The organism is Streptomyces sp. NPDC057445, assembly GCF_042802855.1.
Lineage (GTDB): Bacteria > Actinomycetota > Actinomycetes > Streptomycetales > Streptomycetaceae > Streptomyces.
This window is the reverse complement of record NZ_JBHVDH010000002.1, coordinates 504,462-527,198: the sequence shown is the minus strand read 5'-3', so window position 1 is coordinate 527,198 and position 22,737 is coordinate 504,462. Positions and strand designations below refer to the sequence as shown.

General features: G+C 72.4%; 13 protein-coding genes and 1 tRNA gene. 8 read left to right on the top strand and 6 right to left on the bottom strand.

Features of this window, described 5'->3' with window-relative positions:
• Nucleotides 1–210 precede the first annotated feature (210 nt).
• Nucleotides 211–1,059, bottom strand: a complete 849-nt coding sequence (locus ACFU5O_RS07180; RefSeq protein WP_384237404.1) for an SDR family oxidoreductase — start codon at nucleotides 1,057–1,059, stop codon at nucleotides 211–213.
• 98 nt (nucleotides 1,060–1,157) lie between these two features.
• On the opposite strand from ACFU5O_RS07180, the gene ACFU5O_RS07175 reads away from it, so the two are divergent.
• The 7 genes from ACFU5O_RS07175 (at nucleotide 1,158) to ACFU5O_RS07145 (ending at nucleotide 18,015) form a co-directional block, all read left to right on the top strand.
• On the top strand, nucleotides 1,158–1,634 hold the full coding sequence (locus tag ACFU5O_RS07175; protein ID WP_384237402.1) for a MarR family winged helix-turn-helix transcriptional regulator: 477 nt from the start codon (nucleotides 1,158–1,160) through the stop codon (nucleotides 1,632–1,634).
• Between the two features lie 669 nt (nucleotides 1,635–2,303).
• Nucleotides 2,304–9,539, top strand: coding sequence for an SDR family NAD(P)-dependent oxidoreductase (locus tag ACFU5O_RS07170; protein WP_384237400.1), 7,236 nt, complete (start codon nucleotides 2,304–2,306; stop codon nucleotides 9,537–9,539).
• A 31-nt stretch (nucleotides 9,540–9,570) separates the two neighbouring features.
• Nucleotides 9,571–14,583 (top strand): beta-ketoacyl synthase N-terminal-like domain-containing protein, encoded by a 5,013-nt coding sequence (locus ACFU5O_RS07165; RefSeq protein WP_384237794.1) that lies wholly within the window; start codon nucleotides 9,571–9,573, stop codon nucleotides 14,581–14,583.
• On the top strand, nucleotides 14,580–14,903 hold the full coding sequence (locus ACFU5O_RS07160; RefSeq protein ID WP_384237397.1) for an acyl carrier protein: 324 nt from the start codon (nucleotides 14,580–14,582) through the stop codon (nucleotides 14,901–14,903). The genes ACFU5O_RS07165 and ACFU5O_RS07160 overlap by 4 nt, the downstream gene beginning before the upstream one ends.
• Before the next feature lie 3 nt (nucleotides 14,904–14,906).
• Nucleotides 14,907–15,743 (top strand): alpha/beta fold hydrolase, encoded by an 837-nt coding sequence (locus ACFU5O_RS07155; RefSeq protein WP_384237395.1) that lies wholly within the window; start codon nucleotides 14,907–14,909, stop codon nucleotides 15,741–15,743.
• The gene (locus ACFU5O_RS07150) at nucleotides 15,740–16,948 is read left to right on the top strand and encodes a glycosyltransferase (RefSeq protein WP_384237393.1); all 1,209 of its coding nucleotides are present in this window, start codon (nucleotides 15,740–15,742) and stop codon (nucleotides 16,946–16,948) included. The genes ACFU5O_RS07155 and ACFU5O_RS07150 overlap by 4 nt, the downstream gene beginning before the upstream one ends.
• Entirely contained in the window at nucleotides 16,945–18,015 is a 1,071-nt protein-coding gene (locus tag ACFU5O_RS07145; protein WP_384237391.1) for a class I SAM-dependent methyltransferase, read from the top strand. Before ACFU5O_RS07150 ends, ACFU5O_RS07145 begins: the two co-directional genes overlap by 4 nt.
• Before the next feature lie 263 nt (nucleotides 18,016–18,278).
• Here ACFU5O_RS07145 and ACFU5O_RS07140 read toward each other — a convergent pair whose 3' ends face one another.
• Nucleotides 18,279–18,776, bottom strand: coding sequence for an O-methyltransferase (locus ACFU5O_RS07140; RefSeq protein ID WP_384237388.1), 498 nt, complete (start codon nucleotides 18,774–18,776; stop codon nucleotides 18,279–18,281).
• A 10-nt stretch (nucleotides 18,777–18,786) separates the two neighbouring features.
• Between ACFU5O_RS07140 and ACFU5O_RS07135 the strand changes: the two genes are divergently transcribed.
• Nucleotides 18,787–19,623 carry a hypothetical protein gene (locus ACFU5O_RS07135; protein ID WP_384237386.1) on the top strand — a complete coding sequence of 279 codons (837 nt, stop codon included), beginning with the start codon at nucleotides 18,787–18,789 and terminating at the stop codon, nucleotides 19,621–19,623.
• Nucleotides 19,624–19,651: 28 nt separating this feature from the next.
• Here the strand turns inward: ACFU5O_RS07135 and ACFU5O_RS07130 are convergent.
• The 4 genes from ACFU5O_RS07130 to tgmA form a co-directional block, all read right to left on the bottom strand.
• Nucleotides 19,652–19,728: transfer RNA gene (locus ACFU5O_RS07130), tRNA-Pro, on the bottom strand.
• Between the two features lie 988 nt (nucleotides 19,729–20,716).
• A complete protein-coding gene (locus ACFU5O_RS07125; protein WP_384237384.1) occupies nucleotides 20,717–20,959 on the bottom strand; it encodes a chaplin in 243 nt (80 codons plus the stop codon).
• Between the two features lie 22 nt (nucleotides 20,960–20,981).
• Nucleotides 20,982–21,965 carry an ATP-grasp ribosomal peptide maturase gene (gene tgmB / locus ACFU5O_RS07120; protein ID WP_384237380.1) on the bottom strand — a complete coding sequence of 328 codons (984 nt, stop codon included), beginning with the start codon at nucleotides 21,963–21,965 and terminating at the stop codon, nucleotides 20,982–20,984.
• Between the two features lie 19 nt (nucleotides 21,966–21,984).
• Nucleotides 21,985–22,176 (bottom strand): putative ATP-grasp-modified RiPP, encoded by a 192-nt coding sequence (tgmA, locus tag ACFU5O_RS07115; RefSeq protein WP_384237379.1) that lies wholly within the window; start codon nucleotides 22,174–22,176, stop codon nucleotides 21,985–21,987.
• Nucleotides 22,177–22,737 lie beyond the last annotated feature (561 nt).

Sequence of the window (22,737 nt, the reverse complement as noted above, 5' to 3'; positions counted from 1 at the left end):
CACGCCCGCTACGAGGCCGATGTCCCCGCCTCCGGCGGGCGGTGCGCCTCAACGACGCCGCGGAGTCGTCCTCGAAGACCGCACCGACAGGCTCAGCAACGATCAGCCGGCCCGGCTCCCGCGCAGCGGTGGGCCGGGCCGGCATCTCTGTCGTCAGGCGACGTCGTTGCCGTCAGGCGAACGGTTCACCTTCAGGCGACACGGTTGCCTTCAGGCGACCCAGCCGCCGGTGAGGCCCAGCACCGCCGAGCCGTCCAGGTCGGAGAGCTTGGTGCCGGTGAAGCCACGGGCCCAGTCGGAGGTCTGGAGGCGGAACGCCGGGCTGTCCGCGGTGAGCGCCTCCAGCACGGCCACGGCCGCCTCGGCGGGGGTCTGGGCGCTGTTGCTGAACTGGGCGACCGTGCGGTTGATGTAGTTGCCCATGGCCGGGCCGTACGGGCCGGCGGCGGCGATCTCGGCCTCCACATCGAGCCCGATGTTGTTGACGAACTCGGTGGCCACGGCGCCCGGCTCGACGACGGACACGCTCACGCCGAGCGTGGCCGCGACGGGGGCCAGGCTCTCCATGTAGCCCTCGACGGCGAACTTCGCGGCGCAGTACGCCTCGTTGAACGGCTGGCCGATGACACCGCCGACGCTGGTCACGGTGATCAGACGGCCGCCGGAGGCGCGCAGGTGCGGCAGTGCGGCCTTGGAGACGTGGAGCACGCCGAAGAAGTTGACCTCCATGACTTTGCGGACGTCGTCCACGGTCTCGTTCTCCAGCGTGCCGACGTGTCCGGCACCGGCGTTGTTGATCACTGCGTCCAGACGGCCGTGGTCGGCGATCACGCCGTCGACCGCGGCGGCCACGGAGGCCTCGTCCGTCACGTCGAGCTGCCGTATGTCGAGCTCCACCCCCGCCTCGGCGGCAGCCTTGCGCAGCGCGTCGGCGCGGCCGGGGTCGCGCAGCGTGGCCACGGTGTGCCAGCCGGCCTTGGCCGCGGCGACAGCAGCGGCGAGGCCGATGCCGGAGGAGGTGCCGGTGATCAGAACGACCTTGGAGGTGGAGGAAGACATGGTGGGGCCTTTCGGAGGCGGAGTCGGGATCCGGTTCAGTGCGTGTACACACACCATAACCATTATGTGCGTGCGCACGCAACACGTAGACTCAGGCTATGCCGAAAAGGAAGCTCACGCAGGCCGAGATGCCCGTCGCCGACCACGCCTTCTACGGGCTGGTCTGGGCCGGCACCACCCTCACCGAACGCGTCGACCGCGCCCTCAGCAAGGCCCACGACCTCCCGGCCTCCTGGTTCGAGGTCATGCTCTGGCTGGCCTCGAGCCCGGACCCGGTCCCGGCCTCGGTCCTGGGGAACAGCACGATGCTCAGCCGCAGCCAGGTGTCCCGCGTCGTCGACGCCCTCCAGGCCCGCGGACTGGTGACCCGTACACCGTCCGCCAAGGACGCCCGCTCGGTCGAGGTCGCGCTCACCCCGGCGGGCCACCGGCTCTTCACGGAGGCCGACGCCACACGACGGGAGACCCTGGCCCCCGCCTTCACCGACCTCCTCGACCGGGACGACCTCGAGGCGCTCAGCGCGGTGTGGCTGAAGCTCAAAGCGGCCAAGGAGAAGACGGAAGGACCGGCCTGAGCCCTGGAGGGACCACGGCAGGCCCCGCCCGGACCCCGGATGGCGAAAAGGCACCGTGGGCCGCTGCCGGGCACCCGGCACGCACATCCGGGATGCGCGGATCATCCATGGCGGAATACGGCATCCCGGCAGCACGACCTCCGGCCGGAAATCCACCCGCACCGATTCGCCAGCCTCTTTTACGCCACTCCCCCGAAGGAAGACCAGAGGAAAGCGCTCACATCCGCATACCCGCGACCGAACGGCGAGGGGTCGCCCCGGATCCCTTCTTCCTGACGAGCCGTCAGAAGATCTTGATTTCGATATTGACAGCCCCTTCACGGACGCGTAAGGATGACGGGCCGCGCCGCCGCATTCCCCGCACCTCCCCCCACGGCCACCCCCCGACTTCCTTTGCGCATTCCCGTGGTGGATCCGGGCAGCGAGCCTTCCTCCTCGCCGCCCGATTTCGCCATGTCCGCATTCTTTCTCCGCGCCGGCCCACCCGAACGGCAAGCCCGTGCCGCCATTGACCAATGGTTGACCGCTAAGTAACTTGACGCTATCTTCAAGCCGTTCGGCCGATGGCCCGAATTTCCTCCGGCGGGCATTGCAAGTCCCTGCACATCCTGCGCTTCTGATTGACCTAAATTTAACCTCCGGGCAACGCCAACGCGAATTCGGAGAATTATGACGTCGGCAGAGCACGTCGCGGACCTGGTCATCGGAACTACCCCATTCGATGAGCCGGACGCCCGCCTCGCCGCCGCGGTGTGCCGCGCCGGCGGGCTGGGGGTGCTCGACCTGGGCACCGGGGACCACAGAGCGAGAGCAGCCCTGGCGTCCCTGCGACGCTGGGCCCAGGGCCCCTACGGCGTGCGGGTCGGCCCCCGCTGCCGGATGGGGCCCGGCGAACTGGGCCCCGGCCCGGACGCCGACGGGCCCCGCACCGTGGTCCTCGCCCCCGGATCGGCCTGGACGGTGGAGGACGTTCCGTCCGGACACCGGGTGCTCGCCGAGGTCACCGGGCTGGACGAGGCGCGCCGCGCCTCCCGCTCCGGGGTCGCCGGCCTGATCGCCCGCGGCAGCGAGTGCGGTGGGCCGATCGGCGAGCTGAGCACCTTCGTCCTGCTCCAACAGCTGCTCGCGGCGGACGAGTTACTCGACGTCCCGGTGTGGGCCTGTGGAGGCATCGCGCCGGGAACCGCGGCTGCCGCGATCGTCGGCGGGGCGGCGGGAGTGGTCCTGGACACCCAACTGGCGCTGCTGGCCGAGTCCCAAGTTCCCGACGCCGTCGCGGCGTTGCTGCGGACCATGGACGGCTCGGAGACCACCGTGGCCGACGGCCACCGGGTCCTGCTCCGGCGCGGCAGGCTGCCACGGGCCACCCGTGAGACGGCCGACGGGAACGACAGGAACGACCCGAGCTCCACCGGCCGCAGCGGGAACCGCAGCCACCGCGACGACAACCCCGGGACCGGTCTGCACGTCGGACAGGACGGCTTCCTCGCCGCCCGCTTCGCCGAGCGATGGGGCGACACCGGCCGGGCCGTCCGCGCGGTGGTCGCCGCCGTACAGGACGCGGTACGCGACGAGAACGCCATACGGCCCCTGCGGCCCGGCTCGCCGATGAGCAGGGCGCTCGGAACCCGGCTCCCCGTCGCGCAGGGCCCGATGACCCGGGTCAGCGACCGCGCGGACTTCGCAGCCGCTGTCGCCGACGAGGGAGCCCTGCCCTTCCTGGCCCTGGCACTCGCCGGCGGCGAGCAGTCCCGGTCGATGCTGGAGGAGGCCCGGCGCGTCCTGGACGGCAGGCCGTGGGGCGTCGGAATTCTGGGCTTCGCACCGGAGGAGACCCGAGCCGCCCAGTTGGAGGCGGTACGGGCGTGCCGCCCCACCCACGCCGTCGTCGCCGGCGGCCGGCCCTCGCAGGCGCGGGTGCTGGAACAGGCCGGGATCAAGGCGTTTCTCCACGTCCCCTCGCCCGGTCTGCTGCGGCAGTTCCTCGACGCGGGCGCCCGGCGGTTCGTCTTCGAGGGCGCCGAATGCGGCGGCCATGTCGGCCCCCGCAACAGCTTCCCCCTGTGGGAGGCCCAGCTCGCCGTGCTCGAGGAGTTCATCGAGGGAGTACGGCGAGGAGCGGACGAGGCCACCGCCAGGGCCACGGCCGAGCAGATCGAGGTGTTCCTCGCCGGCGGCATCCACGACGAGCGTTCGTCCGCCATGGCCGCCGCGCTCGCCGCACCTCTGACCGCACGCGGCTGCGCCGTCGGCGTCCTCATGGGTACGGCCTATCTGTTCACGGAGGAGGCGGTGGGGCGCGGCGCGGTCCAGCCGCTGTTCCAGCGGCAGGTCCTGGCGGCGCGGAGCACCACCCTCCTGGAAACCGCGCCGGGCCATGCCACCCGCTGTGTGCCGAGCCCGTTCAGCGACGGCTTCCGGGCGCTGGCGGCCGGGTTGCGGAACGAGGGCGCCGACGACAGGGAGATCTGGGAGCGGCTGGAGCGGGTCAACGTCGGAAGGCTGCGGATCGCGGCCAAAGGAACGGAACGGAACGGGAACGGCGACCTGGCTGCCGTGGGTGAGGAACGCCAGCTGACCGACGGCATGTTCATGGCCGGAGAGGTCGCGGTGCTGCGTTCGGCGACCACCACCGTCGCAGAGCTGCACGCCTCGGTGGTCTCCGGCGCCGCGCGGTTTCTCACCGAACGGACGCAGCGGCTCCGCTCACACCTCGGCCTCGTGGACGCCACACCCGCTGAACCGGCGTCGCCTCCACCGCTGGATGTGGCCGTGGTGGGGATGGCCTGCATGTTTCCGGGGGCACCGGACCTCGCCACGTTCTGGGCGAACGTCCTCGACGGTGTCGACGCGGTCGGCGAGGTCCCCGCCGAACGCTGGGACCCGGCCGTGCACTTCGCCGAGGCCGGTGGTGAGGTCACCTCCCGATGGGGAGGCTTCCTGTCCCCGGTGCCCTTCGACCCGCTGCGCTACGGCATACCCCCCGCCTCGCTCGGCAGCATCGAGCCCGTACAGCTGCTGGCCCTGGAGTCCGCCCGGCGGGCACTCGACGACGCGGGGTACGGCGAGGGCGGCCGGGACTTCGACCGTACGCGCACGGGCGTGGTGTTCGGCGCCGAAGCGGGCAGCGACCTGTCCAACGCGGCCACACTCCGCGCCGTCCTGCCCTCCTACTTCGGAGCGGTGCCCGAGGGCCTGGAGGGGCAGCTGCCCCAGCTGACGGAGGACTCGTTCCCCGGCATGCTCGCCAATGTGATCTCCGGCCGCATCGCGAACCGTCTCGACCTCGGCGGGCCGAACTTCACCGTCGACGCGGCGTGTGCCTCCTCGCTCGCCGCAGTGGACGTCGCCTGCAAGGAGCTGATCGCCGGCACCAGCGATCTCGTGCTGTGCGGGGGCGCCGATCTGCACAACGGCGTCAACGACTACGTGCTCTTCTCGTCGGTGCACGCGCTCTCCCCCACCGGCCGCTCGAAGGCCTTCGACAGCTCCGCCGACGGAATCGCCCTCGGGGAGGGCGTGGCCTGCGTGGTGCTCAAACGGCTGGCCGACGCGGAACGCGACGGCGATCGGATCTACGGCGTGATCAAGGGCGTCGGCAGCTCCAGCGACGGCCGTTCGCTCGGCCTGACCGCTCCCAGGCCCGAGGGCCAGCACGCGGCGCTGGCCCGGGCGTACCGCAACGCGGGGACCTCGCCCGCGGACGTCGGGCTGGTCGAGGCGCACGGGACCGGGACCGTGGTCGGCGACCGTACCGAACTGAACGTACTCACCGAGGTGTTCGAAGCGGCCGGGGCGGGTCCTGGCAGCTGTGTCCTGGGATCGGTCAAGTCGCAGATCGGGCACACCAAGTGCGCGGCGGGACTGGCCGGACTCATCAAGACCGCCATGGCCCTGCACACCGGGGTCAGACCGCCGACGCTGCATCTGGCACACCCCAACCCCGCGTGGAAGGACGGCCGCAGCCCCTTCGCCTTCCACCGTGAGGCGCTGCCGTGGGCGGCGCCGCCCGAGCGACGGATCGCGGGGCTGAGCGCGTTCGGGTTCGGCGGCACCAACTTCCATGTCGTACTGAGCGCCCACGGCGGCGCCGTTCCCCCGGTGCACGGCCGGGACGTCTGGCCGGCCGAGCTGTTCACCTTCCGCGGTGCGGATGTCCGGGCCGCCCACCGGGCCGTGGAGGACCTCCTGGATCTCGCGGCGGCCGATGTGAACGGCCCCGGGCGGCTGAGGCTGCGCGATCTGGCCGCGGCCGCCTCCCGGCGCGGCGACACGGCCGACGGTCCCGTACAGGTCGCCGTCGTCGCCACCGGTCCGGAGGGGCTGTGCGCACAGCTGCGCCGCGTCCTGGCCGGCGAACACGACCCGGCTGCGGGCATCCACAGAGCCGACGCGGCGGCACGGGCGGACGGCAAGGTCGCGTTCCTCTTCCCCGGTCAGGGCAGCCAGCGGCCAGGGATGTTCGCCGATGTCTTCGCGGCCTTTCCCGAGCTGCATCATCTGCTGGCTCTCGGCGGCGGCACCACCGCCGCGCTGTATCCGCCGGCGGCTTTCGACGACGGCGGCGACGAGCGTCTGCGGGCCGCGCTCATGGACACCCGGGCCGCACAGCCGGCCCTCGGAATGGTGGATCTCGCCGCCCATACACTGCTCGGCCGGTCGGGGATCCGCCCGGACCTGGCGGCAGGCCACAGTTACGGGGAGCTGGTCGCCCTGTGCGCGGCCGGCGCCATCGAACCGGACACCCTGCTGGAGCTGAGCAGCGAGCGCGCCCGCGCGATCCTCGCCGCGGCCGGGAACGAACCGGGAGCCATGGCCGCGGTCTCGGCGTCCTCCCAGGTCGTCGAACGGACGCTGAGCGCCGCCGGCTCACCGGCACTCGGCAGCGGGGTGGTCATCGCCAACCACAACACACCACGCCAGACGGTCGTCTCCGGCCCGACGGCTGCCGTGGACGCGGCCGTACGGCTGCTGCGCGAGGCGGGCCACGGCGCGAAACGTCTTCCCGTGGGCTGCGCCTTCCACAGTCCGCTGGTCGCCGGGGCGGCGGAGCCCTTCGCGCGCATTCTGGCCGAACGGCCCGTACGCGCCCCCGAGTTCCCGGTGTGGTCGAACCGCACAGCCCGTCCCTACGAGCACGACCCCGACGCGATCCGTGCGGAACTGGCGGCCCAGATCGGCGCACCGGTCCGGTTCGTCGACCAGATCGAGGCGATGTACGAGGCCGGGGCGAGGGTGTTCGTCGAGGCAGGGCCCGGACGGGTACTGACCCGGCTCGTCGCCGACATCCTCGGCGACCGGCCGCACCGCACCGTCGCGTGCGAGCCCCGCCCCGGCAGCGGACTGTCCGGGCTGCTGGACGCCCTGGCCCGGCTCGCGGTGGCCGGACTGCCCGTACGCACCGGCTGGATGTTCCGGGGGCGCGACGCGGTGGACGCGGGCCGCGCCGCCACCGAGCGGCAGCCCGGCTGGACGGTCGACGGGCATCTGGTCCGCACCGCGTCCGGCGATCTTCTGCCCGGTGCGCTGGCACCGGCCCGACGTGTCGTGGAGACCACTGTGACGACGAACCACACCGACGGGGCGGCCGAGGGGGCCGCGGCCCGCCAGGATGCCCTGATCGCCGAATTCCTGCGGTCCAGCAGGGAGATGGTGGCAGCGCAGCGCGACGTCCTGCTGACGTACTTCGGCGGCCAGGCGGTCGGCCTGCCGGGCGACTCCGTGGCCGCCGTGCCCACCGGGCCCGCTGTGGCAGTCGCCGCGCAGCCCTGGGCTCAGCCGTTACCGGCCCCGGCTCCCGCTCCGGCCACCAAGGTCCCGCCACCGGCGCCGGAGGGTGGCAAGGCCCCCTCAGCGATGCCGTCCGAGCAGGACCTGCTGCGCATGGTCGTGGAGATCATCAGCGAACGCACCGGCTATCCGGCGGACATGGTCGAGCCCGGCCTCGATCTCGAAGCGGATCTGAGCGTCGACTCGATCAAGCGCACCGAGATCGTCGGTGAGCTGGCCGGACGGCTGGTCGCGGCAGGCGTCATGGACGCGAGCGCGGCCACGTTGGACGACGCCGGGATGGAGGAGCTCGCCAAGGCGCGGACCGCGGCAGCGGTGGCGGCCCGGCTCGCCGCGCTCATGTCCTCCGGCACGGCTGCGGCGGCGCCCGGACAGCAGCACGCATCGGCCGCCGACGAGAGTTCCGTCGATCCGGGCGCCGGTGATCCCCTGCCCCTGGCCCCGGTCACGGCGCCCTCCATGGCTGCGTTCCCGGCAGGGCCCGGGCCGCTGCCCGTACCGGCTGCCGGGGCCGCGAACTCCACGGCGTCCGGCGCCGGCAGCCCGCCGTCACCGGTCCTGGCACCGGCCCCTGCAGGCATGCTCGCCGCGCCGCCCGCGGCCGTGGCCGCCCCGAAGCGGTTCCTGCAACGCCGGGTGCCCCTGCCCGCCACCCCGGGGCCCGAGACAGAACTCGCCCTTACGGGCCGGCGGTTCGCGCTGCTGGGCGACGGTGACGGCGAACTCACCGGAACGGCCTCGATGCTCGCGACCAAGCTCGGCGAACGCGGCGCCACAGCCGTCACGTTCGGCTCCGGGCATCTGCTCGCAGAGCAGGACGGGCCGCTCGACGGTGTGCTACTCCTCGACCCCCTGGCGGCGTCCGGGGCGCCGGTACTGCCGGCCTCCTACCCGGCCGTCCAGGCAGCGCTGCGCCGCCGCCCCGGCACGGTCATCGCCGTACGGTACGCCGGTGACGGGCACGCCGCGGTGCGGACAGCCGGACTGCGCGGCCTCTTCCGCACCATCGCCCATGAGTATCCGGAGATTGCCGTCGCCGTGATCGAGCTGGACGAGGGCGGGACGCCCCTGTTCAGCACCCCGGAAGCGGTCGCCGACGCACTGCTGGCGGAGCTGACCGCAACCGGCGGCGGCGCGCCGGTCGTGCTGCGCGGGCCCGACGGCAGGTTCGGGCTCGAACTGGCCGAAGTCCCGCTCGGTCCGCTCGCCACCAACGGGGCAGGACCAGCCGGAGACGGCGCGTCAGAAGCCGCCGCGCTCGGTCTCGACCGTGAGTCCGTGGTCCTGCTGACCGGCGGTGCCCGTGGCATCACGGCCACGTTCGCCGGCGCGCTCGCCACGGCTTCCCGCTGCCGCGTCGAACTGCTGGGCAGAACTCCCGCCCCCGCGGGGCCGGAGGATCCGGCGACCGCGGCGGCCGGGGACCGGGCCGCGTTGCGCGCCGTGCTCGCCTCCCGCGGGGAGCACGGCTCCCCCGCCGAGATCGACCGAGCAGCCGAACTGATCCTCGCCCAGCGCGAGATGACCGCCACCATCGCCGCTCTCGAAGCCGCAGGCAGCACGGTCCGCTATCGCAGCGTCGACTGCCGCGAGCCCGCCGCGGTCCTCCAGGCCGTCAAGGAGATCCACGCCGAACACGGCAGGCTGGACGGTGTGGTGCACGCGGCCGGTGTCATCGAGGACCGGCTGATCGAGGACAAGTCCGCCGAGTCCTTCCAACGGGTCTACGGCACCAAGGTGTCGGGGGCCGCTTCCCTGCTCGCCGCGCTCGAGGAGCTGCCCGACGGGCCGTCGTTCGTCGTCCTGTTCGGCAGCGTCTCGGCCGTGTTCGGAAACCGGGGCCAGGCGGACTACGCCGCCGCCAACGACGCCATGGAGAGCCTTGGCGAGGACTGGGCGTCCCGCACCGGACGCCGGGCGCTGACCGTCCACTGGGGTCCCTGGGCGCCCGACGGGGTGCACACCGGAATGGTGGGCCCGGAGCTGGCGCGCGAGTACGCGCGGCGTGGCATCACGCTGATCGACCCGGAGGAGGGGCCGCTCGCCCTGCTGCGGGAACTGGCCTGGGGCGACGACGCGGCACGGGCCGTCGTCCACACCGCCTCGGAGTGGTGAGGTGGTCCGGGGCGGGACGCACGGCGACGGGATGAACGGCGAGGGCGGTCCGCCGCACCGCACCGTCCCCGTCGCGATCACCGGGATGGCGGTGCTGCTGCCCGGTGCTCCGGGACTCGCGGACTACTGGCGCAATCTCGTGGACGGCGTCGACGCGATCGGTGAAGTGCCCGAAGGACGTTGGGACGCCGACTACTACCGTCCCGACGCGGCAGCCGGACCGTCCGCCGCTGACAGTGTCTACTGTCGGCGCGGTGGTTTCGTCGACGCGTTGGCCGATGTCGACGTGACGAGGTTCGGGATCATGCCGAGCGCGGTGTCGGGGACGGAACCGGACCAGCTGATCGCCCTGCAGGTGGCGGCGTCCGCCCTCGCCGACGCGGGCGGCGACGAACGGCTGCCCGACCGGGAGCGGATCGGTGTGGTGCTGGGCCGGGGCGGCTATCTGACGCCCGGTCTGGTCAGGCTGGACCAACGGGTGCGCACGGCGGGTCAGCTCGTCCGCACCCTCGGGGAGCTGCTTCCCGAGCTGGGTCCGGGCCAACTTGCGCGTGTGCGTGAGGCGTTCACCGAGCGTCTCGGACCCGACCGGCCGGAGAACGCGATCGGCCTGGTGCCCAATCTCGCGGCCTCGCGGGTGGCCAACCGGCTCGATCTGCGCGGTCCGGCATACACCGTGGACGCGGCCTGCGCGTCGTCGCTCGTCGCCGTGGACCAGGCGGTCGGGGAACTCGCCTCCGGCCGGTGCGACCTGATGCTCGCCGGGGGCGTCCACCACTGCCACGACATCACGCTGTGGAGCGTCTTCTCCCAGCTGCGGGCGCTCTCGCCGAGTCAGCGCATCCGCCCGTTCCACCGTGGCGCCGACGGCATCCTGATCGGCGAGGGCACAGGCGTGGTCGTGCTGAAACGGCTCGCCGACGCCGAACGCGACGGGGACCGGGTCTATGCGGTGGTCCGGGGCACGGCGGTGAGCAGCGACGGCCGCGTGGCCGGACTCGTCAGCCCGGATCCCGGCGGCCAGATCCGTGCGGTACGGCAGGCGTGGCGTGCCGCGGGCCTGGACCCCTCCGAGCCGGGATCGGTCGGTCTCCTGGAGGCGCACGGCACCGCGACTCCTGCCGGTGACTCGGCCGAACTCACCACGATCCGGGAGGTGTTCGGTCCTGACGTCGGGCCCGGGCCGGGCCGGGCACGGCGGGAGGGTGACGGCCCCCGGCCGGTGATCGGCTCGGTGAAGTCGATGATCGGCCACGCCATGCCCGCCGCCGGGGTCGCGGGACTGGTCAAGGCGGCGCTCGCCCTGCACCACGCGACGCTGCTGCCGACGCTCCATTGTGACGATCCGCACCCCGCCCTTGCCGACACCCGGTTCCGCCCGCTCGCGACGGCCGAACCATGGGAGACGGGCCCGGGCAACACCCCGCGCCGGGCCGCGGTCAACGCCTTCGGCTTCGGCGGGATCAACGCCCATGTGATCCTCGAACAGGCACCGGGCAGGGCCGCGCTCACGGCCACGGCGCCACCGCACGTACAGCCGTCCGTACAGCCGTCCGTGCAGCCGTCCGTGCAACCGGCCGCCCGGCCGGGGTCGGTGGCGGGCGCCCCGGGCGCCGCGGTCATCCCGGGCAGCGCGGTCGCCCCAGGCTCGGCGCTCACACCCGACGCCCCTCGTGTGTCCGCGACCGAGCAGGAGCGCGTGCTGTTGCTCGCCGCCGACACCCCCGAGGGCCTGAGCAAGCTTCTGGACGCCGACGACTCGGCCGTACTCTCCGCCGCCCTCGACCCGCAATCCGTGCCGGGCGCGGGCCACAGCCGTCTAGGCATCGTCGATCCGACACCACGACGACTGGCTCTCGCCCGCCGGGTCGTCGCCAAGGGACGCGCCTGGCGCGGGCGCAACGATGTCTGGTTCACGCCCGACCCGCTGCTCGGCGGCGACCGTCCTGGCCGTGTCGCGTTCGTCTTCCCCGGCCTGGAAAGCGACTTCGAACCCCGCGTCGACGACATCGCCGAGCGCTTCGGCCTGCCCTGGCCCCCGGCCTCTGCCGGGATCGGGAAGGCGCAGGTCGGTGACGTCGGACGGCATGGACTCGGCGTCGTCGCCATGGGCCGGCTCCTGGACACGGCACTGCGCCGCACAGGCGTCGTACCGGATGCCGTGGCCGGGCACAGCGTCGGTGAGTGGACGGCGATGGCCGCGGCCGGACTCTACGAGGAACGGGCCGTCGACGACTTCATGGCCTCCCTCGACCCCGACACGGTGACCGTGCCGGATCTCACGTTCGCCGCGATCGGGGCATCCGCCGACCGGGTGCGGGCCGCCCTCGCCGCCACCGGCCCGTCGGTGACCCTGTCCCACGACAACGCGCCCAGCCAGTCGATGGTGTGCGGTCCCCCGGGCGAGGTCGAGGAGTTCGTCCGCACCTTCCGGGCGGATGGGGTGCTCTGCCGGGTGCTGCCGTTCCGGTCCGGCTTCCACACGCCGATGCTCGAGCCGTGCCTCGGTCCGTTCAGAGCGGCGGCCGAGCGGTTCGCGCTGCACCCGCCCGAGGTGCCGGTCTGGTCGGGGACGACCGCGTCACCGTTCCCCGTCGACGAGGCGGGGGTGCGGGCACTGTTCGTCCGTCATCTGCTGGAACCTGTCCGCTTCCGGCAGCTGACCGAGTCGCTGTACGCAGCGGGGTTCCGGGCGTTCGTACAGGTCGGCACGGGGCAGCTCGGCTCGCTGATCGGCGACACGCTGTCAGGCCGCGACCATCTGGTGGTGGCGGCCAACTCCCCGCACCGCTCGGGCCTGGCCCAACTGAGGCGCGTGGCGGTGGCGTTCTGGACGGAGGGCGCGGCGCTGTCCCCGGACGTGCTCGACCGGCGTGGCGCGCCGAGCGCATCCGTGGCGGTGGACCGGCCGGGCAGCCCGGCCCCGGTTCCCGCTCCGGCCCCCTCATCCGATGGCACCGCGACCGAACGGACCATCATGCGTCCGCCGCCGGTACGCCTCGACCTGAGCGGTGCGCTGATCTCGCTCGCCCCTGACGTGCTCGCCGGGCTCCGGGCCACGCTGACCGCCCGGACACCTCCGCCCGCGCCCCTGTCCCTGTCCCTGTCCCCCTCCGAGACCGCGCCCGCTCCCCTACCCGTCTCGGACGCCGGAGCAGCCGCAGCAGCAGCAGCCACAGCCGCCGCGGCGAAGCGTTTCCCCGCCTTTGCCGAACTCACCGCGCTGATGCAGGAAACGGCAGCGACAGCCGCGGAGCTGATCGCCACCGCGTCCCGGCCGGTAGCGCCCCCGCGGGTGAGCACGGCGGCCCCCCGGCGGCCCGTGGGCGCGCCCCGGCGGGCCGCCCCGGGCCTGGCCCCTGCCGAACAGCCGGTGCCCGACTCCGTCGCCGCCCCCGGCACACCTCCGGGTCCCGCCTCGTACACCGTCCGGGTCGGCACCGGCCCCATGCCGTACCTGCTCGACCACTGCTTCTTCCGGCAGCGGCAGGACTGGCCCGATGTCGCCGACCGCTGGCCGGTCGTCCCGGCGACCACGATCGTCCACCACCTGATGGAGTCGGCCGAGCGGTACTCCCCGGGCATGCGGGCCGTGGCCGTGCACGGCGCCCGGTTCGACCGGTGGCTGACCGCCGCCGAGCCGGTGGACATCACGGTCGGCGCCGCCACCGCCGGACCTGGCCGCGTCGCGGTCTCCTTCGGCACGCACGCCCGCGCGGTGGTCGGGCTCGGCGAGCGCTACCCGGCGCCGCCGCGGGTTCCGGACCTGAGCGCGCTGGGGGACGAACGGACTCCCGATCACACGGCTGCCCAGTTGTACGACGAGCGCTGGATGTTCCACGGACCCGCCTATCAGGGCGTCACGGAACTGACAGCCATCGGCGGGTCGCACGTCAGGGCCGTCCTCACCACTCCTCCCGCGCCCGGCGCACTGCTGGACAACGTGGGACAGGTCCTCGGCTACTGGATCATGGCGACGGCCACCGAACGGACCGTGGTGTTCCCCGTGGGCGTTCAGGACCTGCGGTTCTTCGGTCCGCCGCCACGGCCCGGAACGCCGGTGGAGTGTCTGGTCCGTATCACGTCCCTCACCGGCAGCCTGCTCGAGGCCGACGCCCTGCTGACCGTCGGCGGCACGGTGTGGGCAGAGATCAGCGGCTGGCAGGACCGTCGCTTCGACAACGATCCCCAGACACGGCCGGTCGAACGGTTCCCCGAGCGCAACACGCTGTCCCTCGCCCGTGCCGGCGGCTGGTCACTGGTCCACGAGCGCTGGCCGGACCTCGCCTCCCGCGACCTGATCATGCGCAACATGCTGGGCAGCGGCGAGCGCAGCGCGTACGAACGGCAGCCTCCGCGCGGCCGGCGTCAGTGGCTGCTGGGCCGGATCGCGGTCAAGGACGCGGTCCGCCGGTGGCTGTGGGACCGGGGCGAAGGGCCGGTCTTCCCGGCGGAGCTGGAGGTGCGCAACGACGAGCAGGGCCGGCCGTACGTCATCGGACTCCACGGGCGGACCCTGCCGCCGCTGGCCGTGTCGCTCGCTCACCGCGCCGAAGCAGCCGTCGCGATCGTGCGGCCCGGATCGGCGGGTACCGGCAGGGATTCGGCGTCTGCGCCCGTCCCTGCCGGCCCCGGCCCGGGCTCCGGCTCCGGCCCTGGTATCGACATCGAGGAGGTCGTCGAGCCGGCGGAGGCCACCCTGGCGGCCGCCCTCGGAGCCGGCGAGCGCGACCTGCTGACCGCCTGCCGTGCCGCCACGGGCGAGCCGGAGGCTCTCTGGTTCACCCGTTTCTGGGCCGCCAAGGAAGCCGCGGCCAAGGCGGAGGGGACCGGATTCGGTGGCCGGCCAAAGGACTTCGCCGTCGTGGCCGCGGCGGCGGATCGGCTGACGGTCGAGGTCCGCACCCGCTCCGGCCTGCCGGTCCGGGGACATCGCATCCACTGCGAGCGGGTCACCAATCCCCCGGGGCTTCCGGCGCGCGACTACGTCGTGGCATGGACCCCGGGTCCGGAGCAGGACAGTGAGGAGGAGGACGGGAAGTGACCACGACTCAGCAGACGGACCCGTTACGGGCGGACGAGGGCGCGATCCTCGCCGACATCACCGCCATGATCGGGCAGGTCCTCGACGACTACGGACTCGACGGCACCGAGGTCGGGATGGACAGCGGGTTCACCCGGGATCTCGAGTTCGAGAGCATCGATCTGGTCACCCTGGCCGGCCATCTTGAGGAGCGCTACGGGCGGACCGTCAACTTCGCCGAGTTCGTCGCCTCCATGGAGCTGGAGGAGATCATCGAGCTCACCGTCGGCCGCCTGGTCGAGCATGTCGCACACTGTCTCAGGACCGCAGGGCCGGCCTGACCGATGGCGATCATCGACGCCGACGGTGTCCGGCTCCACGTCCAGCGGCTCGGCCCCCGCGACGGGCGGCCCGCCACAGCCACCGCCGTTCTGTTGCACGGACTGCTGACCGACAGTCTGGCCAGTTACTACTTCACCGTCGCCCCTGCGTTCGCCGCGGCCGGGCTCGACGTCGTGATGTACGACCAGAGGGGTCACGGCCGCAGCGAGCGGCCGGCCGGCGGCTACAGCCTCGACGCGTTCATCGGTGATCTCGACGCTCTGCTCGACCGGCTGGAGATCCCCGGTGCCGTCCATCTGGTCGGCAACTCCTTCGGCGGCACGGTCTCCTTCGGCTACGCGATCCGCAGACCCGACCGCGTGGCGAGCATCTCGGTCGTCGAGTCCGAACCGGCGACCGCCTTCTGGGCGGACAAGCTCGCCGGACTGCTGGGCCGGGTACGGCACGAGATGACGGCCAACGAGACGGGCGCACTCGACTGGATCGCCACGCACCGCGGCGGTCACACGGCCCGGCTGGCGAAGGCCGCGGGCCGACTGGTGCGGGAGACCACGATCGCCGAGGACCTCACCGCCTGTGAGGTCCTCTCAGAGGACACCATCCGTTCGCTGCGATGCCCCGTGCTCGCCGTCTACGGCGGCGACTCCGACCTCGCGGAGCAGGCGCCGCTGCTGCGCGCCCTGCTGCCCCGGTGCCGGACGGTGCTGCTGCCGGGCCATGAGCACTCGGTGCTGGTGGAGGCACCGGACCAGGTGCGTGACCTCGTCCTCGACTGGATCCGCCGCAACCGCCACGCGGGCCCGCTGACTGCCGCATCGGTGGAGGTGAACATCCCGTGAGCCGCTTTCTGTTCGTCGTCCCGCCGCTCGTCGGGCACATCAATCCGCTCGTCGGGGTGGCCGCCGAACTTGCCTCACGGGGCCACCGGGTGACGTGGGCAGGTGTACCGGACGTCGTGCACCGTCTCGCCGGGCGGGAAGCGGAGGTCTGGCCGTGCCCGGTGTCGTGGACCGACGGGAACGGGCCGGCAAGGTCCCCCGACATCAGGGGGCCGGAGGCACTGCGCTTCCTGTGGGAGCGGTTTCTGGTGCCGCTCGCCGATGCGATGGCCGAGGGCGTACGGGCCGCGGTGGAGGCGCTCCACCCCCATGTGGTCGTGGCGGACCAGCAGGCCCTGGCGGGAGGGCTGGTCGCGGAGCGGCTCGGGGTGCCCTGGGCGACCTCGGCGACCACATCGGCCGAGTTCGCCGATGTGCTGACCTCGATGCCGAAGGTCGCCGCCTGGAACGACGCCCTGCTGAGCGATCTGCGGCGCCGCATCGGCGACCCGGCCGCCACCGCGGACCCACGGTTCTCGCCGCACCTGGTGCTGGCGTTCACGACGGAGGAGCTGGCGGGGCGGCCCGCCCGCGGCGGCGGCCGGATTCGCTGGGTCGGTCCCTCCCTCACCGCCCGGCCCTCCCCGGCGGGCTTCCCGTGGGAGTGGCTCGACCCGGGCCGGGCTACGCTCCTGGTCACCCTCGGGACGGCGAACACCGATGTCGGTGCACGCTTTCTCACCGAGTGCGCCGCGGGGCTGCGGGCGCGGGCGGACCGGATGCAGGCGGTCGTCGTCGACCCCGGGAACGTCCTCGGAACCCTGGGGCGCGATGGCACCCGGGTGACCATCGACGACAAGGACGTGCTCGCCGTCCCGGCGGTGCCGCAGCTCGAACTGCTCGCGCAGGCCGACGCGGTCGTCTGTCACGCCGGCCACAACACGGTGTGCGAGGCGCTGTGGCACGGCGTTCCGCTGGTCGTCGCACCGATCCGCGACGACCAGCCGGTGATCGCCGCACAGGTCGCCGACGCGGGCGCCGGTGTCCGGATCCGCTTCGGCCGTGCGACCGCGGCCGCGATCGGCGCGGCCGTCGAGACGGTTCTGGAGGCACCGGGGTACCGGGCCGCCGCCCGCTCGATCGGCGCGGCGTTCCGCTCGGCGGGCGGCGCCGTGGCGGCCGCCACTCATCTGGAAGAGCTCGCCCGTGAGGAGGACGGCATATGAACCCCGGCCCGCAGCAGGCTCGTCACGAAACGGTGGCCGCTCTGCGCCCCCTGTACGAGGCCGAACTGGCCGACGGCACACAGGCGTTCTTCGAACCGGTGCGCCACACCTGCCCGTGGTGCGGCTCCGCCCGGATCAGCGGCCTGCTACGGACGCGGGACCTGCTCCAGCACAAGCCCGGCGCCTTCGGGGTCGACCGGTGCAACGCGTGCCGGCACCTCTTCCAGAACCCCCGCCTCAACGACAGGGGACTCGCCTTCTACTACCGCGACTTCTACGACGGGCTGGGTGAGAAGCAGCTCGACGGCATGTTCGGCGGGCGCACCAAGTCCTACCTGCGCCGGGCGGACTCCCTGCTGCCGTACCTGGGAGCAGCCAAGCGGTGGCTCGACGTCGGCACGGGCCACGGGCACTTCTGCGAAGTGGGGCGCTCGGCCTTCCCGGATGTGGCCTTCGACGGGATCGACCGCTCGGACGGCGCCGAACTCGCGGAGCGCGCGGGGCGGGTCGAGCGCGGCCACCGCGGCAGCTTCACCGAACTGGCACCCGGCCTCACCGGGGAGTACGACGTGGTGAGCATGTTCCACTACCTGGAGCACAGCACCGACCCGGTGAGGGAGCTCGAGGCGGCCAGGGCGACGCTGCGGCCCGGCGGCCATCTGGTCGTCGAGGTGCCTGACCCGGACTGCCACTACGCCCGTCTGCTCGGACGCTGGTGGCTGCCCTGGCTCCAGCCGCAGCATCTGCATCTCGTACCGGTGGCGAACCTGCGCCGGGCATTGTCCGGGCTCGGATTCACGGTGGTGGCCGAGCAGCACGCGCAGGCGCACGAACCGGTGGACCTGCTGGCCGCGGTATGGCTGGCGCTGGACGAGGGCGCTCCCCGCGACGACTTCCCCTGGCTGCCGGCCCGCCCCGGCCCGGCCCGCCGTGCCCTGCGCACATCGGTCCTGCTGGCGGGCGTCCCGGCCCTCATCCTGGCGACGCTCCTGGACCGGGCGATCGCCCCCTTCGCGCACCGGCTCGGGTTGTCCAACGCGTACCGTCTGGTGGCGCGCCGTGACTGAGTGCAGCGCCGCCCCGAGGACACCGCCGCCGCGAAGACCGTCGCACCCTGGGGCCGGAGCACTGCTGTCGGGTCCTCGTCGTGCTCGGGTTGTCATGGGCGCTCCACGCGATCACCACCCCTGTGGTGCGCCGTGAGGCAGGGCGAAGACGGCGAGTGCGCGCGCCGTAGTACTGGACTTCCACCGATGGCTGTTGCCATGGGTACGGCCGGGCGGGGGCGGTGCTGCACAGCTCGGCACCGCCCGCGCGGCGGAAAGGCGGGTCAGTCGATGGTCCGGACGCAGAAGTCCACGCCGTCGCCGAGCGGCAGGCTCACCGTCGAGTAGCCGTTGTGCGGGTCACGAACATACGCGTAGAAGTCCCGCAGCGGCTCCGGCGGCACCGGGCCGCCATTGGGCAGGTCGTCGGCCGGCACGACGGAGCCCTTGCGCAGCTTCGGCTCGAGGACGCGCAGAAGCGGCAGACAGACGTTGGGCCAGCCGTCCAGCAGCACCAGGTCGATGGGACCCTCGACGTCGCGGAGCGTCTCCAGGGCATCGCCCAGCCGGACGTCGACGAGATCGCCGAGGCCGGCGGAGTCCAGGTTGGCCCGGGCCGCCTCGGCCTTGTTGGGCTGGATCTCGGCGGTGATCAGCCGGCCGCCGCCGTTGTCCCGCAGGGCGGCGGCGATGTGCAGCGCCGAGACACCGAAGGGCCTTCGGCCTGTTCCTCCAGGCCGGGGGTGGTCGCCGACGCGGGCCGGTCTCGAGATCGCGCCCATCGCCTTCGGCGTGGCCGTCGGGGCCGTCGTCGCGGGCGCCGTCCTGATGCCCCGGCTCGGGCGCGGCGCCCTGCACCTGGGCGCCCTCGTGACGGCCGTGGGGGTCGGAGTCCTGACCCTGCACGGCGCGGGCGCCGACGTCGATGGCCGGCAGTTGTCCCCCGGCCTGCTGGTCACCGGCGTCGGCATGGGCCTCGTGCTCTCGCCCTTCTTCGACTTCGCCCTGGCGAGCGTCGACGAGCAGGAGACCGGGTCCGCGTCCGGTGTGCTCAACGCCAACCAGCAGCTCGGTGCAACCGTCGGCGTGGCCGTCCTGGGCACCCTCTTCTTCGCCCTCGTCGGCGCGCAGGTGGGCACCGCGAGCAACTCCGTCCTGCCGCAGCTGCGGCAGGACGTCGTGAGCGCGGGGGCGCCGGCCGCGTCGTCCGACGCCCTCGCGGACCGGATCGAGGCGTGCACCAAGGCGATGGTGGAGCAGACGGACCAGCAGGCCCGCCCAGCGGCCTGCCGCACCCTGATGGAGACAGCGGGGCGCGGCGCGACACACGCGTCCCGGCCCGATGCGTATCGCACCGCCGTGGCCAAGGCCGAGCGGCGCACCCAGGTCTTGGTGGATGACGTGATCCTGGCCGCGGTCGGCGAAGCGAGGCGGATTGCGGCGAGGGTGACGGACGCGCCCTCGCACAGGTGGGATGTGTCGAGCAGGGGCTGTGACCGGCCGGGCCCCCAGCAGCGACCGGCCTACTCCCCCATCGCGCCCGCCAGTTCGCCCACCGCGGCCCCATCGCAGGGGACGCCTGCGACCACCATCGCCCGAACACGAAGAGGGCCGCTTCCTCATCTCTGAGAAAGCGGCCTCCGACCTGCGAAAACGCTGGTCGGGACGACAGGATTTGAACCTGCGACCCCTTGACCCCCAGTCAAGTGCGCTACCAAGCTGCGCCACGTCCCGTTGCCCGCCTGACCTGGGGTTTCCCCCGGCCGAACGCGCACGAGAACCATACCGCACTTCCCTGGGTGGTCACGAACCGATTGATGGCAGAGCTCAAGTGCGGTTGAAGTCTGCACGGCGAGTCCCGCGCCGGACACGGAACCCACCGCAAGTCGGGACCATCAAGGACCCGGGTGGTCCGATGCCGCCCTGCCACCTTGGCCGCCGCCCGGCCTTCTGGGCTCCTGCTTCATGCCGCCGGCCGGCGGCGGCCAAGGTGTGTCGAGCCGGTGCCGAAGCCCCGGCCCATGACGGCGATGCGCGGCTTCGTCGATCTCCGCCAGGCCGGCGTAGTCCATCACCGGGCACAGCACGGTCTGCCGGTCGGGGGCGCATCCGCAGTCCCTGTTCGACCAGCGCTCGGCCCGGGCCCGGGCCGTCGACGAGGAGGCAGGCATCGCCGCGGCGCACCGCCGCGGGCATGGCATGGGACCCGTACATCTCATGGATGTCGCAGTCGAGGCCGTTGACCCGAAGGGATCTCGAGCAGCTCGACGGAACGGTCCGCCAGGCGGCCGTGCGCACGAAGCCTCGCTCTCCCGCTTGAAGGTCTCGACCAGGCGCGGGTCGACGGGAGAGGCGAAAAGGCGGCTGGTACGACGCACGGTAGTAGGTCGTCGCCCGCCAGTAGCCGCCCACGGTACTGACATGGTGACCGTGCGCGGCGCTGTCCTCGCCCGCGGCTGCCACGCGGCGGGCGCCCGCACCGCCGCGCCGCGCCGGGCAGGAGGCCGACCGGTCCACAGCATCAGGTGCTCGACCGGCGTGAGATCCGCCGGGCCCCGGGAGAAGGCTGCTGCATGCTGCTGGTCGCAGCGCGCGGGGCCGTCGTGGCCCGGGGCGGCGTCCACTGGATCGCCTGGCCGAGTGTGGCAGGAGCACATCAGGGGAGGCGGAAGCCGCCGGCCCCGGGACATTCGACCCCGGGACCGGCACTTACCACTTCGTCCTAGCCGTTGACGCAGGCGACGCCGGCCGCCGGGTTGAGCAGTCCGATCACACTGATGGTGTTGCCACAGGCGTTGATCGGCACGAGCACCGGCAGCTGGAACACATTGCCCGACAGGACGCCGGGCGAGTTCGTCGCGATGCCGATGGCCGTGGGACCCTCGTCGGCCATGGCAGCCCCCGCACCGCCGAACAGAGCGGCAGCCGTGAGTCCGGCCGTTGCCACCAGAGTGCGCATACGCATGTTGTCTCCCTCGGAGAGGTGGTCACAGAACGCCTTGACCGTCCCCTCCCGAGGGGGGAGTCGTAACGCGGCCTGCTCCATTCGGACCACCGGCCAGCCATGCCGCGACCGCGTCGGCTATCGGCTGTCCGGTCTCCAGTTCGATGAAGCCGAACTGGCCGCCCTGATTGCACTCCAGGAACCACCACACGCCCTCCGCGTCCTCGGCGAAGTCGAAAGCGGCATAGGCGAGACCCGCCTCGCTGGTGTACTCACGTACCGCACGCGCGATACGACTCGGGACCTCCGCCGGCTCCCAGGCGTGACCGGTACTGCCGTAGCGTCCGTCCACCTGGTCCGACGCGGACACCTTGCGGGCGGCGAACAGCCGGCCGCCGACCGCGGTGAGCCGGATGTCGGCACGCTTCGGGATGTACTGCTGCAGCAGTGTGGGTCCCGCGGCGACCCCGGTGAAGTCGGCGCTCTGGTTTATCCGGGTGGTGGGCAGCGCGACCGGCGGGTCACTGGCCGGCGGGCCGGAGGCGGACTTCACCACGATGTCGCCGTACTGGGCGGCGAACTGCCGGGCCACCCGGGGAAACGTGGTGATGACCGTCGGCGGTACGGCGAACCCGCTGCGATGGGCCAGGCTCAACTGCCACGGCTTGCAACGCGCCTGGGCGGCCACCGAGGGATGGTTCATCCATCGCGCCGCGGCGGAGTAGAGCATCCCGTACAGGGCCTGCTCGGTCTCCGCCGTCAGCCATTCCGAGGCCCCGGGGGCGTGCGCGGCGGGCTCGCCGGGCCTGCGGACCCATATGGAACGCAGGGCGCTCATACTCAACAGCCTCCCCTCCGTGGAGAGATGGCCGTAGAAGTCACCGCTGACGTACTCGGCCGACAGGGAAGCCTCGCCGGGCACGTCAGCGGGATCGAGACGCACCATGGGCACCCCCCGCGCATGCAGTTTGGCGACCACCATGTCCGCCGTGACGTCCTGTCTGCAGGTCAGGATGAGCACTGTCATTTTCTTGCTGCCGGTCTGTTCAGTCGTCGAAGTGGGTCTTGGAACCTGCCGTGGACGTCGTCGTGCCGGTCGCAAGGAGCACCGCACGGTCGCCCACGGCGGGCCTCCCGTCCGGCAGCACGTTCAGCTGCAGGGCGGGGTCGTAGGTATAGGTAACCGTGACCGCTGGACTCTCGGCCGGAAGTACGTAGTTCAGTACGAACGGTCGCATGAGTCTCCTTCGTCGACTGTCTGCACACACGTAACTGTACGTGCAGAAGTCGTAGGCAACTCATCACAATGCGTTACCGCAGGCCGGGATGGTGGTGAATGTCGTCACATCGAATTCGATAAACCTTTCGCCCCCTGGTACTCGTCTTCCTCAATCGCCGACTCCCGGCGACCTCACTGCGCGCGTGTGTCCCCCAACTCCGGGTATGCGTCCAGCAGTTTGCTTCCACGATGGCGCCCGTCCACGGGCGGGCGCCCGGTGGCGCAACCGTGCGCCGGTTCCACAGGGGCCGGGCGCGCAAAGGGACTCGGTGCACATTCCGGGCGCCGCATCGCGCTCACCAGCACTGCCGTGCACAGCGTGTCAGGAGGCTGTCCCTCAGTGCCATATGCCCACGAAATCTTTGCCGATGGCATGTGGCAGCCGGAGACGCGAGGGGTAATGCCCTACGGACGGACCGGACGGGCCACTACCGCACAAAACGCCACTTCAATCAAACGCCAACCGTTTGAATTCCGGCCAAAGTTGACACGCAATCATGCACCGCCCTGCAACGATCAA